At 69.1% G+C, this 15933-nt stretch carries 15 protein-coding genes; 3 read left to right on the forward strand and 12 right to left on the reverse strand.

Annotated elements, in window-relative coordinates; all coding sequences use genetic code 11:
- The first annotated feature begins 63 nt into the window (after nt 1-63).
- Both AC1DF3_RS01335 and AC1DF3_RS01340 read left to right on the forward strand, forming a co-directional pair.
- Nucleotides 64-1242 carry an MFS transporter gene (locus AC1DF3_RS01335; RefSeq protein ID WP_478138632.1) on the forward strand — a complete coding sequence of 393 codons (1179 nt, stop codon included), beginning with the start codon at nt 64-66 and terminating at the stop codon, nt 1240-1242.
- 43 nt (nt 1243-1285) lie between these two features.
- The gene (locus AC1DF3_RS01340; RefSeq protein ID WP_478138633.1) at nt 1286-2326 is read left to right on the forward strand and encodes an aldo/keto reductase; all 1041 of its coding nucleotides are present in this window, start codon (nt 1286-1288) and stop codon (nt 2324-2326) included.
- A gap of 11 nt (nt 2327-2337) precedes the next feature.
- Here AC1DF3_RS01340 and AC1DF3_RS01345 read toward each other — a convergent pair whose 3' ends face one another.
- Entirely contained in the window at nt 2338-2697 is a 360-nt protein-coding gene (locus tag AC1DF3_RS01345) for a DUF1428 domain-containing protein (RefSeq protein ID WP_478138634.1), read from the reverse strand.
- Between the two features lie 164 nt (nt 2698-2861).
- Here AC1DF3_RS01345 and AC1DF3_RS01350 point away from each other — a divergent pair, with 164 nt between their 5' ends.
- Nucleotides 2862-4685, forward strand: coding sequence for an SLC13 family permease (locus AC1DF3_RS01350; protein WP_478138635.1), 1824 nt, complete (start codon nt 2862-2864; stop codon nt 4683-4685).
- Between the two features lie 131 nt (nt 4686-4816).
- On the opposite strand, the gene AC1DF3_RS01355 is transcribed toward AC1DF3_RS01350, so the two are convergent.
- The 11 genes from AC1DF3_RS01355 to AC1DF3_RS01405 form a co-directional block, all read right to left on the reverse strand.
- Nucleotides 4817-5722, reverse strand: coding sequence for an SDR family oxidoreductase (locus AC1DF3_RS01355; protein ID WP_286531917.1), 906 nt, complete (start codon nt 5720-5722; stop codon nt 4817-4819).
- Between the two features lie 96 nt (nt 5723-5818).
- Nucleotides 5819-6757 carry a glutathione S-transferase family protein gene (locus tag AC1DF3_RS01360; RefSeq protein WP_478138636.1) on the reverse strand — a complete coding sequence of 313 codons (939 nt, stop codon included), beginning with the start codon at nt 6755-6757 and terminating at the stop codon, nt 5819-5821.
- A 22-nt stretch (nt 6758-6779) separates the two neighbouring features.
- A complete protein-coding gene (locus tag AC1DF3_RS01365; protein ID WP_478138637.1) occupies nt 6780-8420 on the reverse strand; it encodes an isovaleryl-CoA dehydrogenase in 1641 nt (546 codons plus the stop codon).
- A gap of 24 nt (nt 8421-8444) precedes the next feature.
- Complete coding sequence (locus AC1DF3_RS01370) at nt 8445-9461, reverse strand: NADP-dependent oxidoreductase (RefSeq protein WP_478138638.1); 1017 nt, start codon at nt 9459-9461, stop codon at nt 8445-8447.
- Nucleotides 9462-9483: 22 nt separating this feature from the next.
- Nucleotides 9484-9945, reverse strand: a complete 462-nt coding sequence (locus AC1DF3_RS01375; RefSeq protein WP_301812796.1) for a PaaI family thioesterase — start codon at nt 9943-9945, stop codon at nt 9484-9486.
- A gap of 1 nt (nt 9946) precedes the next feature.
- A complete protein-coding gene (locus tag AC1DF3_RS01380; RefSeq protein ID WP_286531922.1) occupies nt 9947-10741 on the reverse strand; it encodes an SDR family oxidoreductase in 795 nt (264 codons plus the stop codon).
- A gap of 16 nt (nt 10742-10757) precedes the next feature.
- Nucleotides 10758-11042 carry a Dabb family protein gene (locus tag AC1DF3_RS01385; RefSeq protein ID WP_286531923.1) on the reverse strand — a complete coding sequence of 95 codons (285 nt, stop codon included), beginning with the start codon at nt 11040-11042 and terminating at the stop codon, nt 10758-10760.
- Nucleotides 11039-11260: a hypothetical protein gene (locus AC1DF3_RS01390; protein WP_286527620.1), complete on the reverse strand. Its 222-nt coding sequence runs from the start codon at nt 11258-11260 to the stop codon at nt 11039-11041. Before AC1DF3_RS01390 ends, AC1DF3_RS01385 begins: the two co-directional genes overlap by 4 nt.
- The gene (locus tag AC1DF3_RS01395) at nt 11260-13092 is read right to left on the reverse strand and encodes an acyl-CoA dehydrogenase (protein WP_286531924.1); all 1833 of its coding nucleotides are present in this window, start codon (nt 13090-13092) and stop codon (nt 11260-11262) included. The genes AC1DF3_RS01390 and AC1DF3_RS01395 overlap by 1 nt, the downstream gene beginning before the upstream one ends.
- A gap of 162 nt (nt 13093-13254) precedes the next feature.
- Nucleotides 13255-14430: an acetyl-CoA C-acyltransferase gene (locus tag AC1DF3_RS01400; RefSeq protein ID WP_286531925.1), complete on the reverse strand. Its 1176-nt coding sequence runs from the start codon at nt 14428-14430 to the stop codon at nt 13255-13257.
- 31 nt (nt 14431-14461) lie between these two features.
- Nucleotides 14462-15931 carry a M20 family peptidase gene (locus AC1DF3_RS01405; protein ID WP_478138639.1) on the reverse strand — a complete coding sequence of 490 codons (1470 nt, stop codon included), beginning with the start codon at nt 15929-15931 and terminating at the stop codon, nt 14462-14464.
- Between the last annotated feature and the right edge of the window lie 2 nt (nt 15932-15933).

Consider the following 15933-nt stretch of genomic DNA (forward strand, 5'->3'; position numbering starts at 1 on the left):
CAGGAGCATGTCGGATCGGCATTCTATTCATGCCGCCGCGGAACCGGCACAGTCATGGCCATCATGCCCATCGCCCTCCTCGCCCTCACCGCCGGTGCCTTCGGAATAGGCACCACCGAATTCGTCATCATGGGCCTGCTGCTGCAGGTGTCCGCCGATCTCCAGGTCTCGATCGCGGCTGCCGGCCTGCTGATCTCGGGCTACGCGCTCGGCGTCGCGGTCGGCGCGCCGCTGCTGACCATCGCCACGCGTCGCATGCCGCGCAAAACCGTACTTTTGGCGCTGATGGCAATCTTCACCCTCGGCAATCTGGCCTGCGCGCTCGCGCCCAACTATGAAACGCTGATGGCCGCGCGCGTCATCACCTCGCTCGCGCACGGCACCTTCTTCGGCGTCGGCTCGGTTGTCGCGACCGGGCTGGTGCCACCGGAGCGCCGCGCATCGGCCATCGCGATCATGTTCACCGGCATGACCGCCGCCACGCTTTTCGGCGTGCCAGCCGGCGCCTGGCTGGGCCTGCACTTCGGGTGGCGCGCCGCCTTCTGGGCTGTGACGCTGATCGGCGTGGCGGCTTTCGCCATCCTCGCGCTGTTCGTGCCGCGCGGCAGTGCCGAGGCCCCCTCCGCTTCGCTGCGTGAAGAAGTCGCGGTGCTCGCCCGCCCGCAGGTGCTGCTCGGCCTCGCAATGACCGTGTTCGGCTTCGGCGGCGTGTTCGTGGTTTACACCTACATCCAGCCGCTGCTCACGCAACTGACCGGCGTGTCCGAAGCGGCGGTATCGCCGATCCTGCTGGTGTTCGGCGGCGGGCTCGCCATCGGCAATCTGCTGGGCGGCCGGCTCGCGGACCGCGCCTTGATGCCTGCGCTGCTCGGCACCCTGCTCGCGCTGGCCGTGGCGCTCGGCGCGATGCGGTGGCTGATCCACACGCCCTGGACCGCGATGGTGTTCGTGCTGCTGCTGGGCATCGCCGCCTTCGCCACCGTCGCTCCGCTGCAGCTGCGGGTGCTGGACAAGGCGGCGGGCGCCGGACAGAACCTGGCCGCCAGCCTCAACATCGCGGCCTTCAATCTCGGCAACGCGCTGGGCGCCTGGGCCGGCGGCGTCGTCATCGAGCGCGGGCCCGGCCTGCAGGCGCTGGGCTGGGTGGCGGCGCTGCTGACCCTGGCCGGGCTGGCGATCGCGCTCTGGAGCCGGGCGCTCGATCGACGGCTTCCGGCGGGCGCCGCCACCGCCTGCGCCTGAACCGCACCACCCTTTTTCATACCCACGCACACAAGGACTCACCATGGAATACCGCTATCTCGGCCACTCCGGCTTCAAGGTCCCGGCCCTCGGCTTCGGGGCCGGAACCTTCGGCGGTGAAGGCCCGTTGTTCAGCGCCTGGGGCAACACCGATGTCGCCGGGGCGCGCCGCATCGTCGACATCTGCCTCGACGCCGGCGTCAACCTGTTCGACAGCGCCGACGTCTACTCCAGCGGCGCTTCCGAATCGATACTCGGCGCGGCCATCCAGGGCCGGCGCGACAAGGTCATCCTGTCGACCAAGCTCGCTCTGCGCGCCGGCGACGGACCGAACGACGTCGGCGCCTCGCGCCATCATCTGGTCCAGGGCGTCGACGCCGCGCTCCGGCGCCTGGGCACCGACACCATCGACCTGCTGCAACTGCATGCCTTCGACGCCATGACGCCGGTCGAGCAGGTGCTGCGCACCCTTGACGACCTGATCCGGGCGGGCAAGGTCCGCTATATCGGCGCTTCGAATTTCTCGGGCTGGCAGCTGATGAAATCGCTGGCGGCGTCCGATCGGCTCGGGCTGTCGCGCTATGTCGCCAACCAGGCCTACTACTCGCTGGTCGGCCGCGACTACGAATGGGAACTGATGCCGCTCGGGCTCGACCAGGGCGTCGGTGCGATCGTCTGGAGCCCGCTCGGCTGGGGCCGCCTGACCGGCAAGATCCGGCGCGGCCAGCCCTGGCCGGCGGCGAGCCGCCTGCACGACACGGCCGGCGCCGCGCCGCCGGTGGACGACGAGCGCCTCTACCGCGTGGTCGACGCGATGGACCAGGTGGCAGAGGAAACCGGCAAGACGCTGCCGCAGATCGCACTCAACTGGCTGCTGCGGCGGCCGACCGTCTCGTCGGTGCTGATCGGGGCGCGCGACGAAACGCAGCTCAGGCAGAACCTCGGCGCGCTGGGCTGGGAGCTCACGGCAGACCAGATCGCACGGCTGGATGCTGCCAGCGCCACGACGCCACCCTACCCTTACTACCCCTACTGGAACGGCCAGTTCGCGGAGCGCAGTCCGGTCGCCGTGCAGTCGCGCTGACGTTCCGCCGACTAGAGCGCGACCAGCGGCTCGAAGCCGCCCCAGAACATGCGCTTGCCGTCGAAGGGCATCGACGTCGGGTCCATCATGCCGGCCAGGCGCGGGTCGCTCATGGCCTTGGCGTTGACTTCGTCGCGGTGGTCGCGCGACTCGAAGACGATCCACGAGAACACCACGATCTCGTCGTCCTCGAGCTTCACGGCCTGCGGAAACGAGGTGTGCTCGCCGGCCTTCACGTCCTCGGCGATCCACTCGCGGTATTCGAGCGCGCCATGCTCGCGCCAGACCGAACCGGCGAGCGCCGCCATCTGGCGGTAGGCATCGATCTTGTTCTTCTTGAGGGGAAGCACGTAGCCGTCGACATAGGCCATGGAAGGTCTCCTGGGTGTGGATCGAACTTACACAGAACCGTACGGTTCAGTATATGCATTCCCGGGCGGCAGCCAAGTCCCGCATCTGGATGAGGGATTGCGAGATGGCCGATGCGACGGCCGGATCGCGCAGAATTCGGTCTCTCATTCTCGCGGGTGGTTCCATGTCGTCTGAGCTGGTCCAAGTCCTCGCCCTGCTGGGCGTCGCGATCGCCATGTTCATCTCGGGCCGGCCGCGCCTCGACGCCGTGGCGCTGATCATGATCGTGCTGCTGCCCATGACCGGCATCATCGACATGAACGAGGCCCTGGCGGGGTTTTCGGATCCGAACATCGTGTTGGTCGCCGCCCTGTTCGTGCTCGGCGAAGGCCTGGTGCGCACCGGCGTGGCCCAGCACGTCGGCGACTGGCTGGTGAAGCACGGCGGCAGCAGCGAGACCCGCCTGCTGGCGCTGCTGATGCTGGCGGTCGGCCTGATGGGCTCGTTCATGAGTTCCACCGCCGTGGTCGCGATCTTCATTCCGATCGTGATCCGCATCGCCCAGCAGACCGGTGTCGCGGCCGGCCAGCTGCTGATGCCCGTGAGCGTGGCGGGCCTGATCAGCGGGATGATGACCTTGGTCGCAACCACCCCCAACCTGATCGTCAACAGCGAGCTGATGCGCCACGGGGCCGAAGGCTTCGGCTTCTTCACCATCACGCCGATCGGCGTGCCGGTGCTGCTGCTCGCGATCGCCTACATGGCGGTGGCCAGGCGGCGCCTGCGCGGCGAGAGCGGCTCGACGAGCGGCGGCCGGCCGAGCCTGAACGACTGGGTGGACCAGTACAAGCTGCACGACCGCGCCTTCCGCCTCGCGGTGCAAGCCGATTCGCCGCTGGTGGGGCGCAGCCTCGAAGGCCTGGGACTCGGCCCTGCCTCCGATGCCCACGTGATCGCGCTCGAGCGCCAGCACACGCTGCGGCGCGAGGTGCTGCGGGTCTCGGCCGACACCGAGATCCGGGCCGGCGACATCCTGCTGCTCGACGTCGAGTCGAAGGACTTCGACGTCCCGGCCCTGTGCGAGCGCTATGCGCTGCACCGTCTTCCGATCTCCGGCGCCTACTTCACCGACCAGTCGCGCGACGTCGGCATGGCCGAGGCGGTGATCCCGGTCGACTCGACGCTGGTCGACACCACCGGCAGCGAATCGCGCCTGCTGGCGCAGCACGGCCTCACGGTCGTGGGCTTGCGCCGGGGCCGGGTCACCCACGCGCACGGCCTGGAGAGCGCGCGCCTCAAGGTCGGCGACACGCTGCTGCTGGTCGGGCCGTGGCAAGCCATCCGGGCCCTGCAGACCGACGGCCACGACCTGGTCGGCCTGAGCCTGCCCCAGGAAGGCGGGGCGCTGCTGGCCGCGCCGCGCCGCGCGCCGCACGCGGTGTTCTGCCTGCTGCTGGTGATCGGGCTGATGCTGTCGGGCGCGGTCCCCAACGTGCAGGCGGCGATCGCCGGCTGCCTGCTGATGGGCCTGTTCCGCTGCATCGACCTCGACTCCGCCTACCGGGCGATCCACTGGCGCAGCCTGATCCTCATCATCGGGATGCTGCCCTTCTCGCTGGCGCTGCAGCGCACCGGCGGCATCGACCTGGCGGCCGACGGCCTGCTGGCGCTGGTGGGCGGCTACGGCATCCGTCCGGTGCTGGCCTGCCTTTTCGTGCTGAGTTCGCTGATCGGCCTGGTGATCGCGAACACCGCCACCGCGGTGCTGATGGCGCCGGTCGCGCTGGCGCTGGCCAAGCATCTGGACGCATCGCCCTACCCGTTCGCGATGATGGTGGCGCTGGCCGCGTCGGCCGGGTTCATGACGCCGATCTCGTCGCCCGTCAACACGCTGGTCAGCACCGCCGGCAACTACAGCTTCGGCGATTTCGTCAAGATCGGCCTGCCGCTCGCTGTGATGGTGGGCGCCGTGGCCGTGCTGCTGGTGCCCTGGCTGCTGCCGCCCTAGACCCACCCCTCTCCCCCAGGTTGGGCTCACTTCGTGTAGCCCGCCCACCCCCTCGCCGGGGGCAACCCCAGCGGCCCGGCAAAGCCGGTTCCGCGGGGTTTCCCGAAGGGGCCTCGCTGCGCGGGCCGACTTCAGTTCGCGCGCAATTGGGCGCGCAGGTTGGCGCCGATTTCCGGCCGCTCCAGGAAGGGGTCCGCCGGGTTCGTGATCGACACGATGTTCTCCATCCGGCTCTTCACGTTGCCGAGCGCCTTCGGGTGGCTGAAGACGTAGAACTGGTTGGCGGTGATCGCATCGAACACCATCTGGGCAACCTCGGCGGCGCTGACCTTGCCGCTGCTGACCGCCTTGTTGCTCATCGCCTGGCCGATCAGCTGGCTCTTGGTGAGCGCACCGCCGGCCAGCGCGCCCGGGCGATTGCGTTCGCTCTGGGTGATGCCGGTGGGCACGAAGTACGGGCACAGCAGGCTCGCGCCGACCTGGTCGGTGACGAGCTTCAGGTCCTGGTAGAGAGTCTCGGTGAGGCTCACGACCGCGGCCTTGGCCGCGTTGTAGATGCCCATGTTGGGCGGCGTCAGTAGGCCCGCCATGCTGGCGGTGTTGACGATGTGGCCGCGGTACGCCGGGTCCTTGGCCGCCGCTTCCAGCATCATCGGCGTGAACAGGCGCACGCCGTGCACCACGCCCCACAGGTCGACGCCGAGCACCCATTCCCAGTCGGCGACGCTGTTCTCCCACACCAGCCCGCCGGCGCCGACGCCGGCGTTGTTGAAGACGAAATGCGGTGCGCCGAAGCGCTGCTGCACCGCCTTGGCGAGTGCTTCCATCTGGGCCGCGTCGGCGACGTCGACCTTGCGCGCGAGCACCTGCGCGCCGGCGGCTTCCATCTCGGCCTGCGCCCGGTCGAGCGCATCCTGCTGGACGTCGACCAGCACGAGGTTCATGCCGCGTGCCGCGCCGATGCGCGCGCATTCGAGGCCGAAGCCGGAGCCGGCGCCGGTGAGAACGGCCGTCGTGCCCTTGAAGTCCTGGATCATTTGCGCGTGTCCTTTCGTCTCTTGTGTTGGGTTTGGCGTTGAGGCGCTATTGAAATACGAAACCGGCGAAATCGGAGTCGCGCAGGTGCTTCACGCTCAGGGGGACACCGCCCGCAACACATACCCGATTCGCGGAAAGTGCACATGCACCGTGCCCGCGCGCGGATCGGTGCGGCGCAGCGTGTAGTGGGTGCGCGTGGCCGCGACCAGTTCGCCCTCGGTGGCCTCGGGCCCGAAGCTCTCGGCGGCGATCGTGACAGCCGAGCCGAGCGCGATGCCGTGCTCGTCCTGGAAGGTGCTGTCGGACAGCAGCGTGTGGGGGGTCGACGCGGCCGCGACCTCGAGCGCCCGGGCGGCATCGAAGACTTCCATCGTGCCGTGGCCGATGGCCGCCATGCGGTCCATCCAGTCGCCCACGGCGGGCGTCAATTGCAGGATGCCAGCCATCGAGGGCGTGCGCTTGCGCGTGAACCACAGCGGGTGGTAGCAGGCGAAGTCGGCCACGGTCGGGAAGGCACCCAGCAGGTAGTCGGTGTCGTCGAGCATGTCGGACAGCCGGCGCAGGTACGACTTGTACGCCGCGGCGGCATCCGCCGGCCGCAGCCTCACCATGTTGCCGCTCATCGCGCGACGGTCTTCGGTGAAGGCCTTGACCACCTCCGGGGGCGCCTTGCCGAACATGTCGGCCGCGCCCTTGGGGCTGAAGTTGTAGGCCATCGCAGCCCAGAAGAGCGTGCTGTCGGCCCATTGCGCGAGCACCCGCGCCAGGCCCTTGCCCGGCTCCGGGTAGATCGACGGCAGCGGCGCCAGGTGTTCTAGCACGTCGCAGATCAGCGCCGTGTCGCAGTAGATGTCGGCGCCGATCTGCAGCACCGGCGTGCGGCGGTAGCCGCCGGTGAGCGCGACCAGGTCGGGCTTGGGCGCGATCTGCGGAATGATCACGGACTTCCAGGCCAGCTTCTTGTAGCCGAGGATCAGCCGCAGCTTCTCCGAGAAGGGGGAGGTGGCGTAGTGGTGGAGGATCAGGTCGGCCATGGGGTCTTTCGAAGTTGCGCCGTCACTGGGGCCGCGCGCGGGAAATGATCGCATCGAGGTCGACGCCGGCGCTCAGCGTGCCGAAGGCATGGCCCCAGTCGCCGCCGAGGCGCGAGGCGCAGAAGCCGCCGACCACGGCCGGCGGCGCGGTCCGCACCAGCAGCGCGGCCTGCACCGCGAGGGCCACATCCTGCGCCAGCCGACGGGCCTCGACCTCGGTCGCCATCGCCTCGATGCGCGCGGGCAGCGCGTCGGCCAGCCGGTCGAGCGCGGCATCGCTGCCGCGCGCCGGCGCCAGTTCGTGCGCCAGCGCGGCGACGGCGTCGCCTTTGCGCAGCCCGCGCAGCAGGTCGAGCGCCATGATGTTGCCGGCGCCCTCCCAGATCGAATTGAGCGGCATCTCGCGGTATACGCGCGCCATCACGCCCTCGCCGCCCTCTTCCACATAGCCGTTGCCGCCCAGGCATTCCATCGCCTCCTGGGCGAAGTGGCTGCCGCGCTTGCAGATCCAGAACTTGGCCACTGGCGTCAGCAGCCGGGCCATCAGGCGCTCGTGTTCGTCGCCGGGATGGTCGAAGGCGCGCGCCAGCCGGATCGCCAGCGCGGTCGCGGCCTCGCTCTCGAGCGCAAGATCAGCCAGCACGTTCTTCATCAGCGGCTGCTCGATCAGCGGGCGGCCGAAGGCCTGGCGCTGCGCCGTGTGGTTCAGCGCCAGGCTGAGGGCCTGCCGCATCAGCCCGCTGGTGCCGAGCGCGCAGTCGAGCCGGGTCATGGTGCCCATCTCGAGGATCTGCGGAATGCCGCGCCCCTCCTCGCCCACCAGCCAGGCGCTGGCGCCATGGAACTCGACCTCGGAGCTGGCGTTGGCCTTGTTGCCGAGCTTGTCCTTCAGGCGCTGGATGCGGATCTCGTTGCGGCTGCCGTCCGGCAGCACGCGCGGCAGGAAGAAGCACGACAGGCCGGCCGGCGCCTGCGCCAGCACCAGGAAGGCGTCGCACATCGGTGCCGAGAAAAACCACTTGTGGCCGGTGATCGCGTAGCGCTCGCCCCAGCCATCGCTGCCGGTGCGCACCGCTTGCGTGGTGTTGGCGCGGACGTCCGAGCCGCCCTGCTTCTCGGTCATGCCCATCCCCATGGTCACGCCCGGCTTGTCGCGCCAGGGCAGGAGCCTCGGGTCGTACCAGCGGCTGGCGAGCTTCGGGCCCCAGTCGGCGTAGACGCCGGCATTGCCGCGCAGCGCCGGCGTCACGGCATAGCTCATGGAGATCGGGCACAGCATCGAGGGCTCGAGCTCGGTGAACAGCATGAAGCCGGCCGCCCGTTCGACGTGCGGCGACTGCGATTCACCGGTCCAGGGCGTGCCGTGCAGCCCGGCGCCGACCGCCGCCGCCATCAGCGCGTGATAGCTCGGATGGAACTCGACCTCGTCGATGCGGCGGCCGAAGCGGTCGTGGGTATGGAGCACCGGCGGGTGGATGTTGGCCAGCCGCGCATGGGTCTGCATCTCGGCCGTCCCCAGGCTGGCGCCCAGGTGTTCGAGCGGCGCCAGTTGCAGCTGCGGCGCGTTGAACTTCAGCGCGTCACGCAGCGGCCGGTGGCTGTCGAACAGGTTGTAGCCGGTGAGCGGCGCCGGCTGGTTGAAGACCTCGTGCGTGGTGTCCATGGCCGGCTCTCCCCGTGGCTGCGTTCAGATCAGCTTGACCAGCTGCTTGCCGAAATTCCGGCCCTTCAGCAGGCCGAGAAAGGCTTCGGGTGCCGCCTCGATGCCCTGCGCCACCGACTCGCGCGGCCGGAGCTTGCCGCTGGCGACCAGCGCGCCGAGTTCGGCCAGCGCCTCGGGCCAGACCTCCATGTGCTCGCTGACGATGAAGCCCTCGAGCTTGAGCCGGTTGACCAGGAACAGCGCCGGGTTGGCGAGCGGCAGCGGCTGGCCGTCGTAGCCGGCGATCATGCCGCACAGCGCGATCCGCGCGAAGGCGTTGGTGCGCAGCAGCACCGCATCGAAGATGTAGCCGCCGACGTTCTCGAAGTAGCCGTCGATGCCGTTCGGGCAGGCTTCCTTGAGCGCCGCGCTCATGCTCTTGACGTCGGGATGCTGGCGGTAGTCGATGCAGGCATCGAAGCCGAGCTCCTCGGTGACGTACTTGCACTTGTCGGGGCCGCCCGCAATGCCGACCACGCGGCAGCCGCGCGCCTTGGCCAGCGCACCGAAAGCGCTGCCGACCGCGCCGCTGGCGGCGGTGATGACCACGGTCTCGCCGGCCTTCGGCGCGATGATCTTCACCAGCCCGTACCAGGCCGTGACGCCAGGCATGCCGACCGCGCCCAGGTAGTGCGACAGCGGCACGTGCGTGGTGTCGACCTTCTTGAGCGCGCCGGGCTGCGAGGCATCGACCACGCTGTATTCCTGCCAGCCGCCGAAGCCGACCACCTTGTCGCCGACGGCGTACCTGGGGTGCTTGCTCTCGACCACCTCGCCGACCGTGCCGCCCTGCATGACCTGCCCCAGGGGCTGCGGCTGGGCGTAGCTCTTGGCATCGTTCATGCGGCCGCGCATGTAGGGGTCGAGGCTCATGTAGTGGTGGCGCACCAGCACCTGGTTGTCCTTCAGCGCCGGGGTCTCGGTGCTGACGAGCTTGAAGTTGCTGGCGACGGCTTCGCCCTCGGGGCGGTTGTCGAGGATCTGTTGTCTGTTGGTGGGCATGGAGGTCTCCGGAGAAAAGGGGTCAGTCGGTCGAGGGCGGGCGCATCGCATTGGCGCTGGCCGGGCCCGTGGGCAGGCGGCGCTTCACGTACTTGAAGGTGCCGGTGGCGTGGGCGCAGACGCGTTCCTGGGCGTCGTAGATCTTGGCCTCGGTGAAGCCCATCGTCGCGGTGCGGTGCAGCAGGCTGCCGCGTGCGATCAGCGGGCCGACCGACGGCGCCATGAAGGTGGTCTTCATCTCGATCGTGACGACGCCGATCTCGGGCGTCTCGCTGCGCGCGGCGGCGGCCATCGCGATGTCGAGCATGGTCATGACGGCGCCGCCGTGCGTCACGTCGAAGGTGTTCAGGTGCTCGGGCTTCGCGGTGTAGCGCAGCTCGGATTCGCCGCCCTCGAATTTCGTGATCTCGAAGCCCAGATGGCGCGCGAACGGAATCTGGTCCGTATAGGAGCGCAGGTTGATGCTGTCGTCGGAATCGGTCATGTCAGGCGCCAAGAACCACGCTGACCCCGCCGTCGACGGCCAGCCACTGGCCCGTGATGTGCTTGCCGGCGTCGCTGGCGTACAGCAGCGTGATGCCCTTCAGGTCCTCGTCGTCGCCGAGTCGGCCGAGCGGTGCGTGCGAGGCCATCTTGTCTTCGCCGATCGACTTGATCAGGCCCGCCGCCATCTTGGTCATGAAGAAGCCCGGGCAGATCGCGTTGACGTTGATGTTGTACCTGCCCCACTCGGCGGCCAGCGTGTGGGTGAAGCCGATCACCGCGCTCTTGGAGGTGTTGTAGGCGATGGTCTGCATCTCGGGTGGGTTGCCGTTGAGGCCCGCGATGGAGGCGATGTTGATGATCCGGCCGGCCTTCTTCGGGATCATGTAGGCGCGGGCGACCTGCTGCGCCAGGATGAAATAGCCGCGGACGTTGAGGTTCATCACCTTGTCCCAGGCTTCGACCGGATGGTCTTCGGCCGGGGCGCCCCAGCTGGCGCCGGCGTTGTTGACCAGGATGTCGATCGCGCCCATGCGCTCGAGCGTCTCGGTGGCGAGGCGGCGGGTGTCCTCCTCTTTCGAGCAGTCGGCCGCGATCCAGCGGGTGTCGATGCCGGCGGCCTGCAGTTCGGCCGTGGCCTGCTCGAGGTCGTCGGCCTTGCGCGAGCTCAGCATGATGCGGGCGCCGGCCTCGCCGAGCGCGTGGGCCATCTGCAGGCCCAGGCCGCGCGAGCCGCCGGTGATCAGCGCGGTCTTGCCGCTGAGGTCGAAAAGCTTCTGGATGCTGCGTGCAGTCATGGTGTCTCCGGGAATGTCAGGGGGTTTGATAGTCGAGCACGCTGCGCGACTCGCGCAGGCTGCCGAGGACGGCCGACACCTCGACGTGCCGGGGGTGCTCCAGGTAGGCCTGCAGCGCCGCCTCGTCGTCGAAGGCCGAGTTCAGCACCACGTCGCAGTTGGCCTCGAGGCCGGGCGTGCGCACGCCGACCTCGAACTGCCGCATGCCCGGCACCAGGCCCTGGCAGCTGTCGAGCCGGGCCTTGAACGCGGCGGCGTCCTTGGGGTTCTTGAGCTTCCACATCACGACGTGCTTGATCATGGTGAATCCTTGCTGTCGGGGAACCGGGAACGGACATAGATCAGCACCACGCCGACGGCCACCAGCGCGGCGCCGGGCACGGCCAGGGCCCAGCCCAGCGCTTCGTCGGCACGGCCGACGGCGATGCCGATGACCACGCCGAAGAGGCCGCCGAAGATCAGGATCCAGATCCATTTCTCGAGCGTCGCATGCGGCTTCGCCTGGGACACGCCGGCCATCAGAAGGCCTCCTCTGGCAGCGCCGCGCAGGTCGGGTCGCGGCGCTCGACCACCTGCAGCCAGGCACCGATCTTCGGCAGTTCATAGTGGAAGAAGAAGTCGGCCGCACCGAGGCGCCCGACCGTGGCCGGCAAGGCCTTGGCGCCGTCGCGCGCCAGCGCGTGCTGCGCGACGTCGAGCCAGATCCAGGCCAGCACCACATGGCCGAAGGCCTGCATGTACGGCACCGCATTGGCCAGCGCCTCCTGCGGGTTGCCGGTGGCCCAGGCGGCCCGGGTGGCCGAGCCGATGCGCTCGAGCGCCTCGCCGAGCGCCTTGGCGTGGCCGGCCAGCGCCGGCACCGCGGCGGCGCGGGCGATCGTCTGGCCGACCCGGCCGGCCAGCAGCTGCAGGCCGCGCCCGTCTTCCATCAGCACCTTGCGCCCGAGCAGGTCGGCCGCCTGGATGCCGTGGGTGCCTTCGTGAATCATGTTCAGCCGGTTGTCGCGCCAATACTGCTCGACCGGGAAATCGCGCGTGTAGCCGTAGCCGCCATGGATCTGGATCGCCAGCGAGTTGGCCTCCAGGCACCATTCGCTGGGCCAGCTCTTGGCGATCGGGGTCAGCACCTCGAGCAGCAGCCGCGCATCGTCGGCCGCCTGCGCGTCGCCGGTCTTCTGCTCGTCGACCAGCCGCGCGCAATAGAGTTCCAGCGCCAGCGCACCTTCGCAGTACGCCTTCTGGGCCAGCAGCATGCGGCGCACGTCGGCGTGCTCGATGATCCGCACCTGCGGCTTGGCCGCGTCCTTGCCGGCCGGGCCCGCGGGCCGGCCCTGCGGCCGGTTCTTCGCGTAGTCGAGCGAGGCGAAGTAGCCCGCCATGCCGAGCATGGTCGCGGCCGTGCCGACGCCGATCCGCGCCTCGTTCATCATGTGGAACATGCAGTGCAGGCCCTTGCCGGGCTGGCCGACCAGGTAGCCCACCGCGCCGGCCTTGCCGCCGACCGGGAACTTGCCCTCGCCGAAATTGAGCAGCGTGTTGGTGGTGCCGCGCCAGCCGAGCTTGTGGTTCAGGCCGGCGAGTGCCACGTCGTTGCGCTCGCCGGTCAGCTGGCCGTCGGTGCCGACCATCTTCTTGGGCACGATGAACAGCGAGATGCCCCGCGTGCCCGGGATCAGCTTGCCGTTCTCGTCGGGAATCTTGGCCAGCACGATATGCACGATGTTCTCGGTCAGCTCGTGGTCGCCGGCCGAGATCCACATCTTGTTGCCGGTGAGGCGAAAGCGTGGGCCCAGCGGATCGTCCTGGAAATCCGGGCCGTCGGGCACCGCGCGGGTGGCGACGTCGCTGAGGCTGGAGCCAGCCTGCGGCTCCGACAGGCACATGGTGCCCGACCAGCGGCCGGCGAACTCGTTCTTGGCGAAGACTTCCTTTTGCATCTCGGTGCCATGCACCATCAGCAGGTTGGCATTGCCGCTGGTGAGCATGTTCGAGCCGATGCTGACCGAGGCCATGGCGAAGAAGCTGTTGGCCGCCGCCGACAGGGTGTAGGGCAGCTGCATGCCGCCGATGTCGTAGTCCTGGGCGGCGCTCAGCATGCCGGATTCGACGAAGGCCTTGTGGGCATCGTGGGTGGCCTGCGGCAGGATCACCTTCTCGCCGTCGAAGTGCGGCTCCTGGGTGTCGACGATGCGGTTGCTCGGCGCGTACTTCTCGCGCGCGATCCGCTCGCAGGTGTCGAGCACGGCGTCGAAGGTCTCGCGCGAATGGTCGGCGAAGCGCTCGCGGCCGCTGAGCGACTCGGCGTCGAGCCAGTCGTAGAGAAGAAAGTCGAGGGTGGGACGAAGGCTCATGGCGAGGATCGCTGGGCGAGAGGTTGGATTTCGATTCTGCCGCAGCATCCGGTGCCGATGGCAGATGTGCAATGGTGCCCCGGGCCAGCGCCCAGGGCTTCTTTTGCCCGTCGTTGACCGTGAAGGCCTCGCAGGTACGGACCGGCCCGCGAGGCTCGCCCGTCAGAGGACTTCGAACACGCCGGCCGCGCCCATGCCGCCGCCGATGCACATCGTGACCACGACCTTCTTGGCGCCGCGGCGCTTGCCTTCGATGAGCGCGTGGCCCGTGAGGCGCTGGCCGCTCACGCCGTAGGGATGGCCAACCGCGATCGCGCCGCCGTCGACGTTGAGCCGGTCGGCCGGAATGCCGAGCTTGTCGCGGCAGTAGATGACCTGCACCGCGAAGGCTTCGTTGAGCTCCCAGAGGTCGATGTCGCTGACCTTCAGGCCCAGGCGGTTCAGCACCTTCGGGATCGCGAACACCGGACCGATGCCCATCTCGTCGGGCTCGCAGCCGGCGACCGCGAAACCGAGGAAGCGGCCCAGCGGCTTCAGGCCCTTCTGCTCGGCGTACTTCTCGTCGACCAGCACGCAGGCGCCGCCGCCGTCGGAGAACTGGCTGGCATTGCCGGCCGAGATCAGGCCGCCGGGAATCGCCGGGCGGATGCCGCTGATGCCTTCCTTGGTGGTGCCGGGACGGATGCCTTCGTCGTTCTCGATCGTGACTTCCTTGGTGCGCAGGCCCAGCACGGCATCCGCCACGCCGGCCAGCACGGTGATCGGTGCGATCTCGTCCTTGAAGCGGCCGGCTTCCAGCGCGGCGGTGGCCTTCTGCTGGCTGGCGGCGCCGTATTCGTCCATGGCGTCGCGGCCGATGTTGTAGCGCTTGGCGACCTGCTCGGCGGTCTGCAGCATGTTCCAGTAGATCTCGGGCTTGTGCTTCACCAGCCAGGGGTCGGCCAGCATGTGCTTGTTGGCCTCGTTCTGCACGCACGAGATGCTCTCGACGCCGCCGGCCACGTAGACCTCGCCTTCGCCCGCGATGATGCGCTGGGCGGCGGTGGCGATGGTCTGCAGGCCCGACGAGCAGAAGCGGTTGATGGTCATGCCCGAAGTGGTGATCGGCAGGCCGGCGCGCAGCGCGATCTGGCGCGCGATGTTCGAGCCGGTGGCGCCCTCGGGCGTGGCGCAGCCCATGATCACGTCGTCGACCGAGGCCGGGTCGATGCCTGCGCGCTGCACCGCGTGCTGCACCGCGTGGCCGCCGAGCGTGGCGCCGTGCGTCATGTTGAAGGCACCCTTCCAGCTCTTGGCGAGCGGCGTGCGGGCGGTGGAGACGATGACGGCGCGGGTCATGGTGAGGTCCTTTGAGAAAGAGGAATGACGGTTACTGGGGCTGTTGCGTATCGCGCAGCAGTTGCTGATAGAACTGGATCATCTCGCCGTAGTTGGCGATCGAGACGCGCTCGTTGGTGCCATGGAAGCGCGGCAGGTCTTCGGCCTTGGCCCGGAACGGCGAGAAGCGGTAGACCGCATCGCTCACCAGGCTGAAGTGGCGCGAGTCGGTGGCGGCCGTCATCAGGCCCGGCGCCACGACCGCGTCCGGGAAGGTCTGCCGCACCGCCTGCTCGATCGCGCGGTAGCCGGTGCTGTCGGTCGGCGACACCGGCGACGGCTCGGAATTGCCCGGGTAGCGCTTGACCTGGATCGCGTCGTTGCCGAGCGCGCCCTTGAGGTGCTTCTCGACGCTGTCGATCGAGTCGCCCGGCAGGATGCGGAAGTTGACCGCCGCCTCGGCGCGGCCCGGCAGCACGTTGTCCTTGTTGCCGGCCCGCACGATGGTGAGCGCCGTGGTGGTGCGCAGCATCGCATTGCTGCTCGGGCTCTTCTCGAGTTGACCCTCGACCAGCGGCCCGGTGAGCCACAGGTTGGACAGCATCACGCGATTCAGGCCGCCCATCTCGGGGGCCAGCGTGCCGAACATCTGCGCCGCCACGCCCTGGATGCCGCCGGGCATCGGCTTGGCCTCGAGCCGTGCCAGTGCGGCGCTCATGCTGCCGATCGCGCTGTGCTGCGGCGGCATCGACGAGTGGCCGGGGGCGGTGTCGAGCGAGAGGAAGAAGGTGCCGTAGCCTTTCTCGGCCAAGCCGATCAGCGCCGCCGGCTTCGAGAGTCCCGGCAGCACGCCGTCCAGCACCAGCAGGCCTTCGTCGAGCACCCAGTCCAGGCGCACGCCGCGCGACTTGAGCAGTTCGGCGATCGGCAGGGCGCCGCGCAGGCCGCTGACCTCCTCGTCGTCGCCCATCACGAGATAGACCGTCTGGGTCGGCTTGAAGCCCTGCCCGATCAGCAGCTCGATGGCTTCCATCTGCGCGAACAGGTTGCCCTTGTTGTCGAGCGTGCCGCGGCCCCAGACGAAGCCGTCCTGGATGGCGCCGCCGAACGGGTCGACCGACCAGGCCTTCTCGGTGCCCGGCGCGATCGGCACCATGTCCTGGTGCGCCATCAGCGCGATCGGCTTGGCGGCCGGGTCGCTGCCGGCCCAGGTGTAGAGCAGCGCCTTCTGGCCCACCACCTCTTTCTTGAGGGTGGCGTGGACCTTCGGGAACTGCTCGGCCAGGTAGGCATGCAGCTTGTCGAACTCGGCGCCGTTGCCGCTCGGGTTGTCGAGGCTCGACACCGTGCGGAACGGGATCGCGCCCGCCAGCCGCCTGGCGGCGGCCTGGACGTCGATCGCGAGCTTCGGCGCCGGCGCCACGGCAAGTTGCCGCGACGGCGTGCGCCAGGTATTGACCGCCACAGCTGCCGCCAGCGCCACCGGCACCAGCAGCAACGCCAGGAAGACGCGTTTCACCATGA

Source organism: Variovorax sp. 10N432 (assembly GCF_056394465.1).